The sequence below is a fragment of the Aristophania sp. ESL1142 genome (genome assembly GCF_058107345.1).
Window position 1 is genome coordinate 411,116 of the sequence record NZ_JBYLUH010000001.1, and the last position, 22,030, is coordinate 433,145.

Annotated in this window: 10 protein-coding genes; all 10 read right to left on the bottom strand. The window is 46.1% G+C overall.

The annotated features are described in order from the left end of the window. Positions 1-42 precede the first annotated feature (42 nt). The 10 genes from AC3B6P_RS01835 to AC3B6P_RS01880 all read right to left on the bottom strand — a co-directional run bounded on the left by AC3B6P_RS01835 (position 43) and on the right by AC3B6P_RS01880 (position 22,026). Positions 43-1,866, bottom strand: a complete 1,824-nt coding sequence (locus AC3B6P_RS01835; protein WP_489804451.1) for an AMP-binding protein — start codon at positions 1,864-1,866, stop codon at positions 43-45. Continuing rightward, positions 1,863-8,318 carry an SDR family NAD(P)-dependent oxidoreductase gene (locus AC3B6P_RS01840; RefSeq protein WP_489804452.1) on the bottom strand — a complete coding sequence of 2,152 codons (6,456 nt, stop codon included), beginning with the start codon at positions 8,316-8,318 and terminating at the stop codon, positions 1,863-1,865. The genes AC3B6P_RS01835 and AC3B6P_RS01840 overlap by 4 nt, the downstream gene beginning before the upstream one ends. A gap of 25 nt (positions 8,319-8,343) precedes the next feature. After that, positions 8,344-9,840 (bottom strand): AMP-binding protein, encoded by a 1,497-nt coding sequence (locus tag AC3B6P_RS01845; RefSeq protein ID WP_489804453.1) that lies wholly within the window; start codon positions 9,838-9,840, stop codon positions 8,344-8,346. 48 nt (positions 9,841-9,888) lie between these two features. Next, on the bottom strand, positions 9,889-13,767 hold the full coding sequence (locus tag AC3B6P_RS01850) for a Hint domain-containing protein (protein ID WP_489804454.1): 3,879 nt from the start codon (positions 13,765-13,767) through the stop codon (positions 9,889-9,891). A gap of 171 nt (positions 13,768-13,938) precedes the next feature. Further along, on the bottom strand, positions 13,939-14,895 hold the full coding sequence (locus AC3B6P_RS01855) for a glycosyltransferase (RefSeq protein ID WP_489804455.1): 957 nt from the start codon (positions 14,893-14,895) through the stop codon (positions 13,939-13,941). 47 nt (positions 14,896-14,942) lie between these two features. Continuing rightward, positions 14,943-15,923: a glycosyltransferase family 4 protein gene (locus AC3B6P_RS01860; protein ID WP_489804456.1), complete on the bottom strand. Its 981-nt coding sequence runs from the start codon at positions 15,921-15,923 to the stop codon at positions 14,943-14,945. Positions 15,924-15,970: 47 nt separating this feature from the next. Then, a complete protein-coding gene (locus tag AC3B6P_RS01865; RefSeq protein WP_489804457.1) occupies positions 15,971-18,109 on the bottom strand; it encodes a protein-disulfide reductase DsbD family protein in 2,139 nt (712 codons plus the stop codon). Positions 18,110-18,210: 101 nt separating this feature from the next. Beyond that, positions 18,211-19,587, bottom strand: coding sequence for a YncE family protein (locus tag AC3B6P_RS01870; RefSeq protein WP_489804458.1), 1,377 nt, complete (start codon positions 19,585-19,587; stop codon positions 18,211-18,213). After that, positions 19,584-20,375 carry a creatininase family protein gene (locus AC3B6P_RS01875; RefSeq protein ID WP_489804459.1) on the bottom strand — a complete coding sequence of 264 codons (792 nt, stop codon included), beginning with the start codon at positions 20,373-20,375 and terminating at the stop codon, positions 19,584-19,586. Before AC3B6P_RS01875 ends, AC3B6P_RS01870 begins: the two co-directional genes overlap by 4 nt. Before the next feature lie 61 nt (positions 20,376-20,436). Further along, a complete protein-coding gene (locus AC3B6P_RS01880; RefSeq protein ID WP_489804460.1) occupies positions 20,437-22,026 on the bottom strand; it encodes an NAD(P)/FAD-dependent oxidoreductase in 1,590 nt (529 codons plus the stop codon). Positions 22,027-22,030 lie beyond the last annotated feature (4 nt).

A 22,030-nucleotide genomic window follows, 5' to 3' on the forward strand; every position in this document is an offset into this window, starting at 1 on the left:
CAGCCTATCTCTTTTCAATGCATATAAACCTACATCCCTGTCTCATAAAATAATGGTGGGACGATCTAGAATATTAACTGTTTCCAGCTCCACATCTGTAAAAGAATATTCTCCAAGAAGCGGCAATGTTTTCTTCCTAAACGCCTCTTGCGTTGCTTTCAAACGAATTTTTCCACTAGGAGTGCGACTAATTCCCCCTATCCTGACCAAAATAACCTTTACCTCTTTAACCGGGCAGACTTCCTTCAGAGCACGTGCCATTTTATAGATAAGTAACTTTTCCTGCCCTGCTAAAGATGCTGACGAAACTTCTCCCAGAACACAGACTGCTTTATCCTCCCGAAATATGGCTAAACTACGTGCGCTGAAAAGCGGGCATTTATGACGTATGACACTGGCCAGATCATCAGGATCAAAAAGCCTTCCCCCTATCGAAATACGGTTTTCCAATCTTCCGGTGATATAAAGTTGTCCGTGATGAATAAAACCCATATCCCGGCTTCTGAAATAGGAGTCACCCCCAAGCATAAGGCCAAATCTTTCACGATTCTCCTGCTCACGGTTCAGATAACCCGGTGAAATACTGGGGCCACTCAGCCAGAGTTCTCCGACCCGGTCTTCGTCCTGTACCTCTGCAGTCTCAGGATCAACGACTGTGATTTTATGCCCCTCAAGAGCCTTGCCGCAGCTCGCCAGAATACGCGTATCCTGCTCGTCCTTCGGAAAAGTGACAACTCCTTCTGTTAAGGCTGAGCGCGAAAAAGCCTTAAAAGATACGACTGAATCATCCCGCTCATCCTTAACTGTTATATGCTGTCCACCACTGGCTATTCCCAAAGTCGTTTCAGCCATACCATAACCCGAATGAATCAGGGTTTTCGTAACACCTGCTTTAGAAAAACGGTCAATAAAACGCTCGACTGTCTCCTGTTCGATCATTTCAGCCCCGATAAGAGACCGCCACCAGCAGGACAAATCAAGCGTTTTTAATGTTTCATCAGAAACTGTACGGGTACAGAGATCATAGGCAAAATTAGGACTTGCCGTAAATGAGACACGATAGCGACTGATCACCTTCAGCCAACGTTCAGGTTTTTCAATGAAATGGAAGGGCGACATGAGCATACACGGCCCCCCTGCTGTCAGCCCCACCAGTAAGCCAGTAATCAGCCCCATATCATGAGAAAGTGGAAGCCAGCTGACACCTATAGCACCGTCATAAAAGCCGATCCTGCCCAACATCAAAAACAGATTACAGCCTAAATTATAATGTGTAATCTGCACACCACGCGGACGCCCGACTGAGCCTGATGTATATTGTACAAGCGCAACCTCATGGACATCCACCGCATGACGCCTGTACAAAGGTTCTGTTTTCTCTGCTCCTTCCAGAGGAATCCATTTTACTGAAGGAGCATCCTCGGGCATCATACGCCTGAAATCAAGCAAGGTCTGACGTAACCCAATGACGGCGACAGCTTTTGAATCATTAAGAATATCAACAAGGCGTGAAACGCTTTCAGGCGCAGTCGGATAAATACCTGAAATTGGGATCATATTGGCATAGACACAGCCGAAAAAACCCGCAATCGCTTCGAGCCCATTTTCAAAACAGAGCACAATGTGGGAACGCTCTGGCACAAAACGGGCGACCAAACCCGCAACACGGCAAGCCCACTCATGTGTTTGTCCCAGAGTCATTTCCCGGGTTATGGTTTCACCATCTCCAATATAGCTGAACTGCTTATAATCAGGCGTTATATGCGCTCGGTAACTCAGCATTTCATCCAGTGTCGATGTCTTCCAGTCAAGAAGTACACGACCATCTTCATGATGATAAAGCTGATAATCTCCCTGCTGAGTCATGCAGTTTTCTTTTCCGGCGTTTCATCATTTATGCCTAAGGGTGTTTTACCGGCACCAAGACTGACTGCCTGACGCAATAATGAGCGCGACATTTCAATAATTGTTTCATTTCTAGCCAGAAGAACGAGTGAGACATCCACACCAAACTCGGAGCGGATAGCCATTTGTAATTCCACCCCAGCCAGTGAATCAATCCCAAGTTCGGAAAGCCGTGCATTATCACTAATCGTCTCAGGATCAATCTGCAAAACTGCCCCAAGCTGTCCTTTCAGCCGCATCAAGACATAATCCAGACGTTCTGTCTCAGGCATGGAAAACAGCATCTGTAGCGTATCAGAAAGACCATCCTTACGGCTTTCCTGTTTTAACGCCCCGAAGCGGGCCGCTCCTTCAAGCCACGTCAGTGCGGTAAATGCCTTGGCCCAATCAATATCAACAATGGAAATGACAGGTTGATCTATCCGCAACAGAACCGGCAGAAATGACAGGGCTTTCTCCGCCTCTATGGCTTTCACCCCCGCCACGTCAAAAACACGACCAGCTGCTTCATTACGTGCAAGCATCCCCACATCACCAATAGCGCCCCACCCGACAGATAAGGCGACTTCGCCTGCCTGATGACGTTTTTCTGCCAGAGCATTTAACCAGCCATTTGCCGCAATATAAGGACACTGACCGGGATTGCCGATTTCAGTCGTAAAGGATGAGTAAAGCACAAAATAATCAAGAGCCATACCGCGTGTTGCTTCATCCAGCCATTGAGCCCCCAGAATTTTAGGCGCCATAATCCTTTCGACATTTTCATCTGTCAGATTGGGCAGGATCATATCATCAACAACGCCAGCAGCATGAAAAACGCCACGTAAAGGTACCGGAGCAGCTTTCAGGTCAGTAATCAGCGCCTTTAGGGCCTCCTCATCAGTCACATCTAGGAGATGGATTTCGATAATCGTTCCGAAAGCCTCAGCAGCTTTCTTTAACGCACCCAAAGCTTCCTGCGTTTCAAGTTGCGTTGGAAGGCGCCGCCCCACAAGATGCAGAACCCCCGCCCCCTGCCGCAAAAGATATTCCGCAGTTTTAAGACCAAACCCTCCCATACCTCCTGTAATCAGATAGGCCCCGTCCTTTTTAACGCAAGGAACTTCTTTTTTTATTGGATGAACCTTGAGACCGCTCAGATCCTCAAAAGAAAGAATTACTTTCCCAATATGTCTTGAAGACGCCATATAACGGAAAGCTTCGACAACTTCAGAGGCCGGGAAAACCTTATGAGGGAGGAAATTCAATTTCCGCTCTCTGGCACATTGAATAATATCAACCAGAATTTGCTTGAGACGTTTATCAGGCATGATCCGGTCCATATCAAATGAGAAAAAGGACAGATTCTCATTAAACGGTGTCAGATCCAGCCTGTGATGCTCAACAATATCACGCTTGCCAATTTCAATAAAACGCCCCAATGGCGCCACAAGTGATAAACTATGTGCCAGGGCCTCTCCTGGCAGAGAGTTAAGGACAACATCCACACCCCGCCCATTGGTCGCCTGACGGACCCCATCCACAAATTCCAATGTGCGGGAACTCCACACGCCAGCACAGCCCTGCTGACGCAAATATTCCCTTTTTTCCTCACTCCCAGCTGTTGCATAAATGGTTGCCCCCTGCATCAGAGCAACTTGTATGGCAGCCTGACCAACCCCGCCAGCCCCTGCATGGATCAGCACACTCTCACCTTTTTCAAGACGGGCAAGCTGCATCAATCCATAATAGGCTGTTACAAAAACAAGGGGCGCCCCTGCGATGGCGGCTTTACCGTAAGATAAAACTTCCTCATTAAGCGGCAACATACTCAGCTGGAGCGCCTCTACCGGACAGACACGATAGAGAGAGAAACTTTCCGGATAGACGAAGACCAGAAGATCACCAACTTTTCGGTCTGTGACATTTTCTCCCACAGCGACAACTTCAACAACGGCTTCCATCCCCAGATGGTCACCATTATAGGTGCCTTCAACCACAGCCTCCGGCAGCAAGGACATGGCTTTGAGAATATCCTTGAAGTTCAAACCAGCCATAAGTGTTTTTAGCGTGACTTCTCCCGGACCTGGTTTTGGAACCTCATAAGCCTGCCAGTTCAATGATTCAAGAATCCCCGTCGCACCTGGCTGGAGACGAATTCCCAGACGGCCATCCTGGCTCCCTTCCAGGGTTTCAAAAGGAACTGCTTCTGGTTCTGGATTGAGATTGGATTTAACCAGTCTCTCAACGTAACGTTTATTTTCACGTAGAGCGACTGTATCCTCAGAAATGTCCCCCATTACCAGCTCTGCGGCAAGCGCCTCCAGAAGATCATCGGCCATGCAATGTGGGACATCAATAACGCGGACCGCAAGATCACCACGTTCACTCTGAGCCCCTCTAAAGAAAGACGCAACAGCCCGTTGAGACGGACATATCATCTCTGTCTGACCTGAAACGCCATAAGCACCATATGTCACAACAATAAGCGTGACCGGTTTTTTACGCTTTCGGGTCGGAATCTTGTTTATGAAGGACAGCGCCTTCTGCACCGCCTCAATGGCGGTTTTTTCATGCTCACTTTCAGGATCCTGGATATAGACAATGGCTGACAGGTCCAGAAGTTTCCTGTCATGGGCAAAAAGATTATCAAGTGTTTTATCTCCAGAAGATTCATAAGATAAAACTTCAATCCCGTTTTCCATAAAAAGGGATTGTAACTTCCCTGAAAGCCCACCCCTATTGCCAATCAGTGCCAGCGCCAAAGGCTCATTCAGCAAAATCTGCTTCTCTGTTACGACCCATGAAGGTGAAAGCAGAAGCCGCCCGACACGACTTGCCTCATCATGACCAATACGGGCCAGACGACGGCATTTAAGACCCAGAATTTCAACCAGAGGCTCTCCCTCGACACTATAGAGAGTCAGATCTGCCTCAACCCGTTCCTTACTCTGGAAAACAGGTTTGACCACAACAATCACTGAGTCACATTTCTGCCCCATATAGCTGATGCGCCTGATCTCCGTCGGGACAAACAGACTGTCCTTATTGCCTTCTATCTGAAAGGCACCAATCACTGCATGCAAGGCACCATCAAGAAGAGCCGGATGAATGAAATAACGTTCAATCTCAGATTTTTCAGCTTCTTTCAGGGCGATTTCGCCAACCGAGACCCCATCTCCCCGATACAGAACTTTCATGGTTTGAAAGGAAGGACCGTAACCCATCCCGTAATCGGCCAGCTCCTTATAGACTTCAGCCCCCTCAAAACGGGTCATGTTCTGACATAACGCCTTAAAGTCTATAGATTCTTTTTCCCAAGGTGCTGCCTGCAACACTGTGACTTGACCATGAACCTGCCAGTCACCATTCAGGGCCATAGTCTCACTGCTGAACGTCAATATTCGTGACTCTTCATCGAAACACCAGGCCATGACCGGCACCGCTCCCTCCTGCAAGACGAGAGGGGCACTGAGACGGAAATCTTCCAGAATAGCCGGCGCTTTGGACTCAAGCTGATTATGCGCAGCCAGTGCTGCCTCAATATAGGCAGCTGCCGGAAAAAGGGTAATGCCATCAATACGGTGGTCTACCAGCCAGGGCATAATGACAGATGTAATATCGGCCTGCCAGGAACGGCCTGGATTAAGAGAAGGTGTCCCCAGAACAGGATGCACCGTCATATCAAGGCGGTCACGACGAGCTGCCTCAACTTCCTGCCAGAGTTCCCCTTCCACACACCACATATAGGGAGGCAAAGCCACACGGGAAGGACGCATTATCAAGCGCCAGTCAGGTTCTGCGCCGCCTAAAACAAGATCTATGACAGATCTGGTCAAATTGGCCTGATCATCTTCCTTGCGCTTTAACGTTGAACAAACAGAAACTGTATGGCGCGTTTCTTCAGCACTCGCCTTCATGGCCGGAGATAAGACCGGGTGAGCCGCTATTTCCAGATAGACAGAGTAATTATCTTTCAATAACTGTCTCATGACCTCTAAAAACAGGACAGGCTCACGAGCATTCTTATACCAATAGGCCGCATCATGATGCTCTGACTGATCCCATAAACGACCAGTCGCTGTTGAATAAAGGGGAATATCAGGCTGATTGCTCTGAAGATCAGACAAAGATGAGAGAAATTCGTCCCTGACTTCTTCCATAAAGGGACTGTGATAAGGCAGCTCTACCTTCAGAAAGCGTGTGAAAATATCCTCTTCATTCCATTCTGCTGCCAGTTTTTCCAGCACCGCTTTCTCACCAGCCAATGTGCAGGATTGGGGTGCATTAATTGCTGCGATGCAAATAGTGCCTTCTATAGTCTGTAATTTTTCCCTCAGTGTTTCAGCACTTAACCCGACAGCCAGCATCGCCCCCTTGCCCTCAAGGCGGGCCTGAAGGCGGCTACGATGATAAATAACCTTCACAGCATTGGCTAAATCCAGAGCACCACTGACATAGGCAGCGGCTACCTCACCCACACTATGCCCCGTTATGGCTCCGGGTTCGACCCCCTGCTGTCTGAAAAATTCTGCCAGGCAAATTTGCAGTAAAAAAATCGCCGGTTGGGCAATTTGCGTTTCTTGAATACGGGATTCTTCTTCTGGTCTGAAAAGCTCTTCAAGAATAGACCAGCCTGCGAGAGCCTTGAACGCTTCATCACATTTTTGGGCGAGACAATTTATGGACTCAGTCGCATTCTGTAAGAATGTGCGGCCCATCCCCCACCATTGAGGCCCCATGCCTGAGAAGACAAAAACAGGTTTTGTATTGCGGTCAATAACAGCCTCACCTGTATAAAGGGCTTCATGATTTTCCCCTTTTGCCAAGGCATGTAAAGCGGCCAGAGCCTCTCCTGTTTCATCTCCTGTCTGTTGCGGCAGAATGACTGCCCGGTAGCGAAAGCGCGTACGGTACATGGCGGCGGAAAAACATAATTCTTCCCACCCTTTATAATCCTCACTTTCAATCAGTGCTGCATAAGCACCAGCAAGAGCCTGAAGGGATTTTTCAGAGAATGCTGAAATGATTAAGGGATTACGCCCCATTATTCCTGAAAAACTGACATCTTTCCCTTTGAATTTCTCACCCAGTCTCTGCCGGGCACATTCCGCCTCTTCTTTTGTCGGGCGTCGAAGCAGGGCAACAGCATTGGTCCCCCCATAACCAAAAGAATTAACCAATGCGTAGAGCGACTCTGTCTGAGGCAAAGACACCGCAGACTGAGAAGGCACTTCAAGCTTATAATCATCAAAAGGAATAGCAGGATTCAACTCGTGAAGATTAGCCTGGGCAGGCACCAGACAGTGCTCTAGACATAAAAGTGCTTTCAAAACCCCCAATGCTCCGGCCGCAGCCTCTGTATGGCCGAGATTTGCCTTGATGGCACCTACGATAACCTTCTGCCCCTCAGGCAAATACCGTCCAATCGCCTGACCTATCGCTTTGGCTTCGATGGGATCACCAACAGGAGTACCTGTGCCGTGCGCCTCAACATAGGCGACCTGATCTGGTCTGACACCCGCCTTTTTCATCACTTCTGTCATAAGGCTTTCCTGCGCTTCTGCGCTAGGCATCGTCAGGACGGGGGTGTGACCATCCTGATTAACGCCAGTCCCACAGATAACACCATGGATGTCATCACCATCACGCAGAGCATCATCCAGACGTTTCAGAGCAAAAAGAACGCAGCCTTCTCCCCGCCCATAACCATCTGCTGACGCATCAAAGCTTTTGGAACGGCCATCCTTGGCCAGAAAATGCCCTTTTGTCATCAACATGGCGGTTTGCGGGGAAAGCATGAAATTAACGCCACCTGCAAAGGCTAGATCGCAATCCCCCAATAACAGGCCATTACAGGCCTGTGCGATAGCGACAAGGGATGAGGAACACGCCGTATCAATCGACATCGCTGGCCCCTGCAAGCCATAAACATGGGCCAGGCGGGCTGCCAACATAGTCATTGGCGCTGCGGTCGCTGCAAACTGGTCACGGACCTGGGCGCGCATATAAGGGCTGCCACATTGCACCATATGGTCTTGTGTAAAGCCGCCGATAAAAACGCCTGTGCGCGTATTCTGCAATCTTGCAGGAACAAGATTGGCATTTTCCATAAGGCGCCAGCTGACCCCGAGCAACAAACGTTGCTGGAAGTCCATCATCATGCCTTCTCTTGGAGAAATACCAAAAAATAACGGATCAAAATCATAAGACCCACGGCTGAGAAAGTTCCCCCACCGCATTGTGGTCTTGCCGGGCGTCTGATCTACTGGATCGTAGAAGTGACCGATACTCCACCGATCTGATGGGATCTCTATAACCGCCTCACGTTGATCAAGTAGAAACTGCCAAAGTGCTTTTTTATCTCCCAATTGCTGAGGCAGTTCAAAGCCCACACCAATAATAGCAATTTCGGTCGATTGCTTCGCACTCATATATCGCAGTCCCCTGTCCCCGTTATTAAGTATCAGCTCTTCTTGATTTTAAATATAATGATACGCTGTTTCTTAATTTTTGACGATCAACAATTCCTCCCTCATCATAAGGAATAGTCTCAACCCATATAACTGTTACAGGGGGCAAGTCCGGGTATCGCCCCCTCAAAGATTTCGATATAATCTCATTTGCGAGATCACTTTTATTAATTAATGCGCAATAAAGACTCTCTCTGCCTTCTTCATCAATTATCAAAAAAGATGCTGCATCAATCACTGACGGATTCTTTTTTACAATGCTATCTATAACTGAGAGGTCGAACTTGGCGCCCCCCAAAGCGATCAGATCATCATCTCTTCCCGTTATATGAAGTTCCCTCCGCTCAGAGACATACCCCCTGTCGCCAGGATAGAACCAACCATTTTTAAAGCGACCCTGACTGTAACCTGGCTCGCCACGATAGGACTTTGCCATCCCAACTGTCTGGATACGGATAGTGCCAGTTTGCCCTGATGGCAGTCGGACATCTTCCTCATCAACGATTTCAATATTCGCCCAAGGAAGGACTGAACCTACACTCTGCGCACACTCTCTTGAAGAAGCAGATATTTCCGTAACAAGGCCGCATTCATCAGTGCCATAAGCAATGGTGACATTAGCTGTAAACCGTTGCAGCGTTTTCTGTAACAGATGATCTGACAGAGCTGCCCCAACTACGGTCAGATAAATATGGGGCAGGGACTTCATCCCCGGCGGCAATGATTTGAGCAGATGACTCAAATGAGAGGGCGTCATTACAACAAATAATGGTCGTCCCCGTGCAACTTCTGAAGCAATGTTCTGATTGCTAACTTCGCAAATTGTTGTTGCACTCGCTAAAGCAGCGGCAACCATCAAAAAAGCACTATGAGAAGCAGGACTGATTGTACATAACAAATCAGGTTTCTTCTGTTTCTGCTTTGCCACTTCCAAGGCTACATGACTATCCTGATAAATAAAGCGTAAAAGCGCTGTCTCAATATCACCAAAACTAAATGATAAAGCATGAATATTTTTATCAGTCCCCGCGGCAATCGCCACTCGGCAAATTGCTCTGGGATCTACAGGGCAGGGAGAAAAATAACTCTCCTGCGTATCTGTCTCAAAACCGGATAAAACGCGGTTAAACCAGGCCCGGTCAAGTATGAGACTTTTGGAAGTTGCCTCCAGATCCCCGCCACTTTGAATAACAAGATCAGGTTTTAAAAGAGTCAGAACCTCCTCTACCACATCAGCATCAGGCAATGAGACAGACGTCAGACCCAGGCGCGATAAGGCTAATATAATAATCCAGTGATGCCACGAATCAGGGCATTGAACTGCAATTAAAGGAGAGACAAGCTTTTTTAATGTCTGAAGGACACGTGCCACCCTACTGACAGACGCTTCCAGCTCCGCAAAGCTATAGCGCCGTGCTATCCCCTCTAATGCGGCCACCTCACCAAAGTGGCACGCATTATAGAGAACGAAACGATCAAACATCCACGTCCCCCAAAATCTCCCATTCCTTTTCTACCACGCCCTCAGGCGTTATGCGCTGAGAGCAACGTCATTTTCTGGCATGGAAGAATAGAGAGGGTAAGGCCCTCCGGCTTCAATCTGAAGAGAGAGGAGACTCTTCTCACCATCAGCAACGACACATTCTGGAAGCGGCAGCAGGGCATTCCCCGTCGTCCAACGATGGGGGCCAGCTTCTATGACACTCCAGCCAGGAAGATCTTTCCCTTCTAGATGAGACGTAACGTCAATTTCACGCCCGCCCGTCCAGAATTCAATTTTCCCAACCAGAACACCAAGATCGCGGCGATCATCAACATAAGCGCCGATGGTTGAAGATGGTCTGAAAGATCTTGAAAGCAACCTTACAGTCCTGGTCCTATGAGGCAGAGCGAAAATCATCTTACCATGGCTCTGACGACAATTCCTTACAATTGTACCATCATCAAGCATCAGGCGTAGATCAGCATCTTCTGTCAAATTCTGCTTTGCCGGCTCTACGCTTTCTTTCCCAAAACCGAGAGCATAGGCACGATCACGGAACTCATTGTAAAGAGGCTCGACAAAAGCACGACTTATATCCAGAGGTGCGGCAGCATCATCTGCCCATGTCAGATCCCTCAAACGCACCAAACGCGCGACCTTGCTACCCTGCTCTTCAAACCCTTGCCGCAGGCCCGTCTCCAGATAACTTTCTGTCAATGTATTATTTGCCCAGATAATCGCGTGAGGATCAGTCTGCACATGATAATATTCATAACTATCCTGAGACAGGTCATAGCGGATTGTCGCCCCGTTCACCAACATACGAACCGGCACAAAACGACCATTTAAATAGAAGCTATGCTCAGGCGTCACAAAAAGATCCTGTGAAGGAACATTCGGCGCAAAGGCATCCTTACATATTTGCACCGGCCATCCTGCCAGTTCTTCTGGCAGATCCTTCCGCACAACAGCACGTTTATGAATAACAGAACGCACCTCACGGATCTGGGGCTGACCATTATCCAGTACACAGATACGGTCCCCTGCCTTTATGTCTTCCACAGGGACCTCACCATTTTCCAGACGGATCATCGCACCAGCAAGGAAACAGGCATAAACGAGAACTGTATTTCCAGAGCCATCATCCACTAAAGTGAAATCATTCGGATTATAACCCCCCAACAGAGGAATGCTCCATGACTGTGCATCGGCACCTGTGCCCTCTGTTACATACAGAACACCTCCTTGGAATATAACCTGCTTATGTTGGTCATTATACCGAAGGCCTTCAACTTTAATACGAGCATTGGACCCCATAGACGTATTTTGCAGGACAGCACCTGATTCAACTACAAGCAGCCCACCTGCGCCACCCGCGCTCGTTGCTCCCAGAATATATGTAGAATTCAAGGTTGCGCCAGATGCGACAACCGTCTCTCCACCACTATTATCTATAGTCGTTGGATGTTCCTTACCACCACCAGGATTTGCTTTAGCATCATTACGTCCCGCAGTAATAACCGCCCCAGTTGCAGTCCCGCCACTTTCTACAGTCAGGATATTATTATCAGTGACAGTGGGGCCACTGACCCAGCCACCACTTGCAACCGTAATAGACAAAGCTGAAGCCCCCGAGAGGAACAAGGCAGACCCTCCCCCTCCGACGTGCACGCTTGTCACTGTTGCTCCAGCCTGGATTGTTCCATGACCATTATTGTCAATCGTCATCATATCTAGTCGGCCGCCACTATTCACAAGGGCACTGCCACCATCATATGCAGACAATGATGAAACAAACGAATTATCGTTAATCTGAACAATGCCAGAACTTTCCGCAGTAGCCGAAGCAGCCTCACCGCCGTTAAAATTAACTCTTCCATTCGCGCCAGCATCGGCACTTGCTACTGCACCGGCAATATCTACTAGACCGTTGTTACCTGCCGACACAGCATCAACAACCGCACCATTCTCAATATTCAAATAGCCAGGCTCAGTATCTAAATAGAAATACCCATTATTTAAATAACCAGGCTCAAACGCATAAGCTCCTGATGCCACCAATGTTCCATGCGGAACACTGGTCTGCGTCCCATGATTATCGACAAGAACTTCGCCAGATGAAGGATCACCAACCGTGGCACCAGATCCAATATAGGCACTAGCCCCTGCAAATGAGATATCACCAACAGATGCCCCTTCACCGGCACTAACAACGCCCCCGGACGTCGCCACAGCATGATCAACATTACCATGAAGGATAACTGTCCCGCCGGCTCCTTCTCGTGAAGGATACCCTGCACCTACAGCGTTTATGTTAGAAACCTCAGCACCCGAGCCGACAACAACCACCCCTCCAGGGCCGGCTGTTACAGAACTGCCATTAGGATAAAACTCGTTATAGTTATATCCAAAAGACGCCCCTTGATCGATCTGCACTGTACCCTGAACGATAGGGCCACCGGGAGCCTGCGTCCCTCCAGTAACGACGAACCCCCCAACATTTCCGCCTGAATATATCTCCGCCGAACCGCCACTAACAATCAGTTCATCGACATTGGCACCATTATTGATATTGGCACTTCCACCATTAACCTGAAGTCCCCATTCAACAGAGCCCCCACTTTGTACATCAAAGAGACCCCCACTATTTGCTGTAGCACCAGAGACCGTAGCCCCTCCTTCTATGATAACATGCCCACTGCTATTAGCGATAATATCGTAAGCTGAAGCAGCACTCTGTACATCGACATATCCACCAGAATCCGCCGCTATACTAATACCCGTTCCACCGCCAGAAATAGCAATCGTGCCACCCTGCGCTGCACTACCGGCACTCATATAACCACCAGCAGAAACTTCTGCGACACCTCCAGATACATTGGTCAGAACGGCTGTACCACCACTAGCAATAATATCTTTACCACCAGACGTCACAACTGAACTTGTAGCAAACCCATCAGATCCGACGATCTCGGTGCCACCACTCAAAACTGTATTACCGTAAGAAAAACCCGAAGTATAATTACCAAGAATCGTAGAATGATCAGAAGTCAGAATCGACGCGTAAGTTCCACCAGCTACAAGTACAGTACCCCCCTGCCCTGCAACCAACTCGGAGCCACGCCCCCCAGAAACAAACACCTGAGCACCATCAAGAGCCGTAGAACGTGAAGCAAGACCACCATTCACAATCTGTGTTGCACCACTACCCTTAAAAACATTTCCGCTCGTCACACCCGTAGACTGAACATACTGCGTCCCCGCAAAAACGCCCCCTAGAGACGTCCCCCCTCTGCCCACAGCCATCTCTGAACCGTCTTCATAGGTCCCACCGGAAACTAATCCCCCACTCCCAGCTACGTTAAACCCTTTTACTGTAAAACCAGGACCACCTCCTCCTGCCAGGATATATCCTCCAGAATGCACTAAAGGATCAAAGATAGTCCCTCCTACATTCTTGTTACCAAGAGGGTTATTCCCATCAGCGTCAGATGTCAGAACCGCCGCCGCCGCCGCACCACCAGAGGTAACATCAACCCCGGAGATAATCCCTCCCTGAACAGCATCAACAGAAGCATTAGAGCCTGCATATCCATTATAAAGATGGGCGCCATTTGCGACGGCAATCGCCGCCCCATCAAGGGCCGTGGCACCACTAATGATCGTGCTGGCATCAGAAGATAACAGAAGAGACGCACTTGTTGCTGCTGGATTACCGTCCCAATCCCACTCTGTAACTTTATATCCAGAGGCAACAACATTATGCAAAAGCCCTTTTGCATCACTGCAAAAAGCACCATTGCCAACCTTCAGGCTTTTATGGCCTGCACTATCTACATAGGCAGAATTAATATCAGGACTTTTACCTTTCCGCCCCCCAAACCCCTCAGGAGAAGAAAAAACGTTTTTATTAGGGACGTCTGACATAGGTGAACACTCTCGTTAAGATAGTGAGTCTCTCTAAAACTTGGGGAATAATACAATAATCAATAGAATTTTTCAAGAAAAATGCTTTATTATCCCAATCGTAATCTCAATTACGCGTCACATAATATTATGGCAAAACTTTGACGAAAAACAAAAACCTCTTCATGTTCATCATCTTATTACAAAGGGTTCATAGATATCGATTACGTTTTTTACGGCATTCTTTCTTGTATAAAGAGATGCCACCCTGAACCCCTCATTCAGCTGTCTCTGATAAGAGGCTGACTGTCTTTCAAACCCTTCCAACATCTGAGAAGTCATATCTGCAAGAGATTCCAGATCTTCAAATATAAACCACCTACCATTCTGGGAACTGGCATAATCAGAACTTCCGCCTCCCAAGGGCGCAGAAAAAAGACTCCCCGCAGCCATCGCTTCGAGCCCCTTTAAGCCGATCGTCTCCAAGCGCCAGAATGAAATGCATAATGCTGACTTTCTAAGGCATTCACTTTTTTCAGATTCGCTTTTTCCCCAAATATTTTCCCAACATATTTTTTTATCACAATCATGATATTTATTGTAAAATATGCCATTATAAAATGATGCAAAAGAATTTTTATAATCACACTCTCTTTCCCAATAAATGGACATATGAAAATTCTTCATTATCGTCGAAGATTCTTCAATATTAACGTATGGATAAACGACATCAATATTATCTATATTCAAAAAAGACTTTAATTTTTCCTTACACCATCTATTGGGAACAATAATTTTTAAAATATCCCATTCCTTTAACAGATCCTTAGTGATTCCTTTCATGATCATTAGATAAGGATCATGACAATAAAAAAATTTCTTACAAGGCCATTTTTCTTTTAAAGAAACATACAATCTATCAAATGCAATAAGTGGAAAAACCACTATGTCGTCAGGATCAATAAAAATATCCTGGCATTGTAAAGTTCTGGGAAAACCCTGGTCCAGCCATAACGGGAATCCATCAGGCTGAAATATCTTCGCTTCTATACCGCCCTCATTCAGCAAATGAGCCTGCTGGTATAATAGTTTTATACTATCGCATTGCAGGTCCTTGGCGACACAATTTAAGAAAATCACACGTGTCATAACGAATTCTCGTTAATAATATAACAGCCCATTTTTATGATCAGTCATTATAAATACGTCACATAATGTCCCTGAAGAAGCAAATCCTGATAGGCCTCGAGCAGACTTGCGGACGTACGTCCGTTATTATAACGCTGCGCAGTCAGGCGTGCATTACAACAAATTTTCTGAATATATTCCAGATTATGTTTCTGCCCTTCAATCGCCAAAGCCAAAAAATCAACCACTCCTTCAATATCTTCTGGTGAAAGCCAGAATCCGTTTTGAGATGTTGCAAAATCCTGCCCACCGCCCCCATGGAATCCAACCAAAACACACTCACAGGCCATTGCTTCCAGCGCCGTCATCCCTAACGATTCTGCCGCACCCAAAATAAGGGCAATAGCAGAGTCTCCCATGATTTCTGCAACCTTCTCCTCTTCATAACCTGAAAGTTCCACCCAGGGGATATCTGCCAGATTAGGATATTTTGCAGATAAAATTTTTCGAATCAGGTCGTTATAGGACGGTATGACCGGGTGATTATTCCACTTCCAGCTGGCTGAAACAATTTTCAGGATTTTTGGACGTGGATGAAAAACATCTGTGTCAATAACAGGCGTTACAACTTTTACATCTTCAAACCCGATAACAGACTGAATGGAATCCTTTGCCCACTGACTGGGTACAATAATACGTCTGATTTTCCACTCTTTGAGACGTTCTTCTGTAATATGATAAGAATAGAAATAGAAAGGATTCTGGCAGAATATAACTTTAATACAGGGAATCTCTTCTGAAATAGCCTTCTCAAAAGGACCGGTAATTGTCTCAGGAAAAACAACAACATCATCAGACATGATAGAAATATCATCATACGCCAAAGCCCGCTGAACTGGGTCCTTCAGAAGGATCGGAGGACCGCCTGGCTGCAAAATGCTCGCTTCAATCCCTTTTTCGTTCAGAATTGCCGCATGACGATATGTTGTCTTGATCCCTCCTGAAAAAAAATCTCTGGAAAAATTATTAAGGAAAATGACACGCCCCATCTATAAAGATCCTTCTAACGAGCCATTCTTTCTAATGGATGAGAGGATTATTCCAAGGTGTTTATAAGTAATGAAGGGGTCAGAACTTGAGGAAGTACCTTACCATCTGAAATATTGTCAGATTTTATCGTCCCCGTAAATGATTGAGGTGGATAATAAACGTAAAGAGGCACCCCATCACGTCTATAACGCCTTAAATAACGGGAAATTTTCTCATCGCCTTTTGTCCAGTCCCCTACCATGACAGTAACATTATGTTTTTTAAAGGCTGCAAGGACAGAAGGCACTTTTAAGGCAACGCGTTCATTCACCAGACAGGTCAAACACCATGAAGCTGTCATATCCACAAAAACGGGCTTACCCTCTTTCTGAAGCTGCTGTAACCTCTCTTGTGAAAAGGGCTCCCACCCTTCAGGAAGAATGGAATATGTATAGTTTTCCGACTTCTTTCCCACCACTGAATCAGGTGCGAACTGTGTAACAAGTAGAAAAAACGCCCCTATAACCGAAATCATGATAAGACCATAATTCAAGAGATTAAGGCGCTTATACTTCCCCTGAAAACGGTTTTTCTGAGACAATCCATAAAGCCAGGCAGAGAAGGACAATAAAACACCTCCTCCAGCAACAGCGATGATGAAGCCAGAGCCATTCTGCAACACTCCTACCCAGAGAAGCCACACGCAGCTTGCTAATAAAGGGAAGGCCAGAAATCTCTTAAAGACATCCATCCAACTCCCTGACCGTGGTAAAAGCCTTACCAAAGCAGGTACATTTGCTAGCAGAATATACGGGAAAGACAGGCCCAGCCCCATAAAAACAAAGATTGCAATCCCCATCCCAGCTGAATGGGACAAAGCCGCCGCGATAGCGACTCCCATAAAAGGAGCAACACAAGGTGTCGCAAGCAGAACAGCGACAAAACCTGTTATCACGTCGTGAATACGTGTTTCCTTTTGCGTTCTAGATTTTCCAATCTGCCCTGCACCTGCTGCAAGAGCATTTCCCGCTCTTCCTGTTCCTATATAAAAAACATCAGACAGATTCAGGGCCAGCAAAAGCAGGAACCAGCACATGACAGCGATAAAATAGGGCGACTGGAACTGGAACCCCCACCCCACAGTCCTTCCCAATCCACGCAAAAGCAGAAGAACCCCACCAAGAGCTACAAAACTGCCAAGAATTCCAAGAGTATAATAAAATGCACTTTGTCGCCTCTCACGCTGTGCTGCGCCATGAAGGGCAATTAATGACAGGCTTTTCATCGCCAATACGGGAAACACACAGGGCATTGCATTCAGGATAACGCCGCCAAGAAAGGCAAATAATAAAATCAGACCCAAGCGCTCATCATGATGTTTGGAAGGTAGAGCAGATTGTTCCGGTCTAGTTTTCAGAGTGACATAACTTGTCTGACCCTGAAGGTCCGTCAGTGCCAATAGTCCCTCAGGCATTTTTTGGGAGAGTTTTTCCTCAAGAGACGGATCCGCCTTGAGAGCCAATGTGATGAAGCCATTATCGATATGAAGCTTCTGCTCTGCATTAGGATCTATTAGACCTGTCCTGAAAGGAAAGAAATAAGCACTCTTGAGTGTTTTCCTCGATAAAAAAGCATCTTCAATAATCAGATTATTTTCCGGTGTAATCTTTCCCTCAAAACCCGCTGGCTGAGGGAGGTTATGTTCTACCTGTTCAAATAATGATGCAGCCTCAGGATTCATAACAGAATGCGCATCAGAAGGAATCAGGAGAGTAAATTCTTTTTGCTCAGGAACACAGATTTCTGCACAGACCAGCCATTCTGCATGTATTTTGAGGGTCACATCTCCCTGCCCTGCCAACTCCAGAGACTGAGGCAGAAAAACAGTTCCTTCATAAGCATAAGCGGAAAGGTCTCCCTCTTTCAGCAAGACGGGGACAGGCCATTGAATGGGACCTTGTTTGACTAAGGTCCGACCTGTTACGCTGACTTCGATATGAGGGGCATCACCCGCAGCACCGGGATTCATCCAATAGCTATGCCAGCCTGGCTGCAAACGAATTTGCAGCCCCAGTCTGACAGACTGCTCCGGCCCTATGACATCATGATCCAGAATCACGCGAGCCTGGCTATGGGCCAGATCAGCCCACTCTGTCTCAGCAGCGTCCAGAGGGCTTACAGCCCCCAGAACTGCCAAGCAACTCACAATCAAAGACACCAGAAGATAGCTAATGGATTTTAAAATACTCATACGATCTAAATAACTATGGTTTTATGTAAAATGTCCATTGTTATTTTATGATCGTTTCAACGCATAATACCTGTATGGCCGACGCTATACCGCCCTGGTTGCGGCCATACTGTCAGACCATGCGGTTCTCCCCCAACAGGAATTTCCTGTACAGCACCATTTTGCGTGTTTATGGCATAGACCACATCATCAAAACGTCCTGAAAGCCATAATGTCTTTCCATCAGCACTGACATTCCCCATATCCGGGCTTCCCCCTCCGGGAATTGGCCAGGTTGCAACAACATGCTCTGTATAGGCTGAGATAACAGAAACGCTACCGGCACCATGTCTGGGACCATGAATTGCATGACTACCCCTGTTGGCAGCGTAAATCAGACCACCATCCCGACTTGGATAAAGTCCATGCGTACCAACGCCAGCAGGAATAAAACCTGTTTCCTTGAAATGGTCCCCGTCAATAATGAAAATGCCATCTGCCATCATATCTGCAACATAAAATTTATGACCAGTCCGCGCTGTCAGCACATCTTGCGGCATACCACCTTTTGACAGACGTAACATGGCGATCAATTTACGGTTTACAGTATCAACTTTGGCAATATACCCCCCAAACTCACAGGTAAAAATGGCATAACGACCATCGATCGAAAAAGCCGCATGATTAATACCATCACAGGCCGGGACTTTTAACGAGCCATTTAACTTCATTGTATGAGGATCACGGAAATCCAGCCTGCGGCGTGCTTCTGCGACGATAATGGCATTTTTCCCATCCGGCGTGAAATACATATTATAGGGGTCATCAACCGCAACCGGCGGGCCTGCTTTTCCCGTTTCAGGGTTAATAGGCGTGAGAGAACCATCTGTCCGCCTTTCGCTGTTATTGGTGACCCATAATGTACGCAGATCCCATGACGGAACGACATGCTGTGGTGAGTTCCCCACTTTCAGCGTATCAACCACCTGCATAGAGCTAGGGTCAATGACAGAGACAGTATTACTCCTCAAATTAGGAACATAAACCCGCTCAAGATGATTTTTAACAATCGGTGATAATTTCTCAACACCCTCTGTCTCACTATAGAGATCCTGCGCATCAATAACCGGAGGCATCCCAGGGATTGTCGGCACCGCACTCGGAGCAAGCTGTATGGTTTCAGGATGAGAAATCTCGCTCACTTTGGGAGCTCCTACCTTCTCAGCTTTATGAAAATAATCCTGAGAAGGCAACGCTACAGAAGGCGCCTCTTCGTGAAAAGGTTGCTCCTGCCCCTGCTCCCTGCCATAGTCAGAGGAGTCATGGACAATCGGCATACCATCTATATATTCACTCTCTGATGAATAAGGTACAGACTGGTAATCATCAGCCGCTTTGACTGTTTGAATACTCACAAAAGCACAGGCAACCATCAGGGCAAAACTGCACTTCACGGCAAACTCCTATCAAAATTCTCAATCGACCTAACTGCAGCATCGCACTGCATATCTGTACCTATCTGGCCAAGTTCAGCCGTAGCCGGTCTTGGATCACCGCCATAAATGCCATCCTCTATAGCGGGTTTTGGCGCATGTTTTAAAGCATTAAGGCGCACAAGGGATGGATCAACAGATAACATAAGTGATGTGTCACTTAATTCAGCATGCTTACCTACAGCATAGCCCAGCCCCATTGCTTTTAACTTTTGAGCATAGGCACCGGGAATAACATCATAAAATTCTTTTACGTATAGAAGATGAGCCTTAACCCCACGCTTTTTCCATATGCTTTCAAGATTTTTCACTATTTGAGCTAACTGACTCTGATAGCCGCCATGATCTCCCAGGAAAATAATCTTCTGAAACCCCTGTACCTGCAGACTTTCAGCGGCCCCTATAATCAACCCTTCAAAAACCTTGGGAGGAATAGAAAGTGTTCCGGGGAACCGCATATGAGACTGTCGTGGCGTTGTTGACCCCTCTGGCACATAAGCCATAACCGGCGCCACAAAACTATTACCTAATCTGGAAGCGATATCGTCAGCCAACTTCTGGGCCCTAACATTATGTTTACCCACTGCCATATAAGGACCACTTTGCTCTGTACCTCCAACAGGAACAATAACTGTTATTGTTCCTGTTTTCAGAGCTTGATCTATCTCGGTCCAGCTATGACAGGCCAGTTCCACACGTGCTGCTTGCCCTGAACAGCTTTGCGCTCTTGCCACGGGTGCGACTGCCATAACGCCTATAAAAAGACCAATCATCCCCATTATAGCATATATTTTAACGAAGTAATTCCGCTTAAGACTTGAAAAAATTACCATAACGCCACTTAAAATTCTCAGAAACGGGCATATCCAGAGTATATGGTTCTGAAGGAGGATAAAATATATCCTCAAAATCTCTTCCTGATAAAATATAATCAACCATCTTTTTATATATAATAACATTATCTCGTAGAAGGTCTAGAACACTGATATCATCGTTATTTTCACAAACAATATGTCTATTTATATAACTCTCAATAGACTCTTCAATAGGAATAAATCTTTTTACGGGTTTTTCATCAGATTGGAACTGAGGGCTTTTAATATAGTCCATCAACCTCTTATGGTCTGAAGCTGCTTCTAGAATGAAGGGCTTTACTGAACGTAAAAATTCATAATCCTTCATTTTCTTATTCATGAACATAACACAAAATGTTCCAAAATATAGAATGGCATCCATATTCGTCTTTAGGTTTATATAATACCAGTCATCAAAAAATTTATATGAATTTTCATGAACAGAAATAAATATCTTTAAAATCTCATTTATTAAATCATTATATTCTCTCATAAAACATTCACATAATTTTTCTCCCTTCATATCTTTATCTATAATATTACATAACATTGTATTTTCTATGGCAATAACATCTGTTCCATTCGAATAGAGGGGATCAATAAAGGCTTTTGCCTCTCCCACGACGGCCCATTTATCCGAAGATATAAATTCATCGGAAAGATAACTATATTTCCTGAAAAACTTAAAATCCAAAATTGGGTAATTATTTATTTCAAGTTCGTTATAAAGTTTATTTTCATTATTTTTCAGCCAGAGAAACGCTTTTTCTTGCGAGACAAGATCTTCAGCACGGATAATCTTTTCATCGAACACAATACCAATACTGGTTTTATTTTCCGCAAGGGGAATTAGCCAAACCCATCGTCCTTTTCCCATCAAATGCACAGTACTGTTACGACGTTGCTTGTCCTTAAAAACATTTTCTGGGTCATCTGAAACATAAATATTATTTAAATCAATAATCCCATCAACCCTAAACCAGACTGCAGAATGTGTAAGGGGGAAGCGTGTTTCAAAACCAAATTTTCTAGCCAGGCAACGCTTACGGCCTGAAGCATCAATAAGCCAGCGGGTTTTCACAATAGTTTCTACCCCATCAGACTGAAGCGTTTTTATATTATAGATTCCGTCAATTCGTTCAAAATCAATAAAACGGCATTTTTCATATATATCTATATTTTCTTTTAAAATATTGTATAAATCATTCTCAAACATTCCCCTGTCAATCTGAAACGCATCATGATAGGGAAAGTGATAAACTCCCAGTTCTTTATATCCTTCTTCATTATTATTCGTCTGAAGAAAACGCAAACCCATTTTAACCAGGTGCGTTTTATGCATGTAATCATTTAACGCAAGCGTATCACGCAAATAAAACCCACCTATTTCAACAGTTGATTCACCAACCTTATGAGCTGCCAGAGGGTTGGGAAAAGCCTTATCATGGATCAGGCAAACCTTTGCTGATGGAACCTCAAGCGATAATTGACGCGACAATGTCAATCCTGCCAAACCAGCACCAATAATTGCAACATCATAAATCATGCAA

Coding starts and splice junctions, on each gene's coding strand:
- AC3B6P_RS01860 (WP_489804456.1), bottom strand. CDS start 15,923: ATGGGGCGTGTCATTTTCCTTAATAATTTTTCCAGAGATTTTTTTTCA.
- AC3B6P_RS01855 (WP_489804455.1), bottom strand. CDS start 14,895: ATGACACGTGTGATTTTCTTAAATTGTGTCGCCAAGGACCTGCAATGC.
- AC3B6P_RS01835 (WP_489804451.1), bottom strand. CDS start 1,866: ATGACTCAGCAGGGAGATTATCAGCTTTATCATCATGAAGATGGTCGT.
- AC3B6P_RS01840 (WP_489804452.1), bottom strand. CDS start 8,318: ATGAGTGCGAAGCAATCGACCGAAATTGCTATTATTGGTGTGGGCTTT.
- AC3B6P_RS01880 (WP_489804460.1), bottom strand. CDS start 22,026: ATGATTTATGATGTTGCAATTATTGGTGCTGGTTTGGCAGGATTGACA.
- AC3B6P_RS01875 (WP_489804459.1), bottom strand. CDS start 20,375: ATGGCAGTCGCACCCGTGGCAAGAGCGCAAAGCTGTTCAGGGCAAGCA.
- AC3B6P_RS01850 (WP_489804454.1), bottom strand. CDS start 13,767: ATGTCAGACGTCCCTAATAAAAACGTTTTTTCTTCTCCTGAGGGGTTT.
- AC3B6P_RS01845 (WP_489804453.1), bottom strand. CDS start 9,840: ATGTTTGATCGTTTCGTTCTCTATAATGCGTGCCACTTTGGTGAGGTG.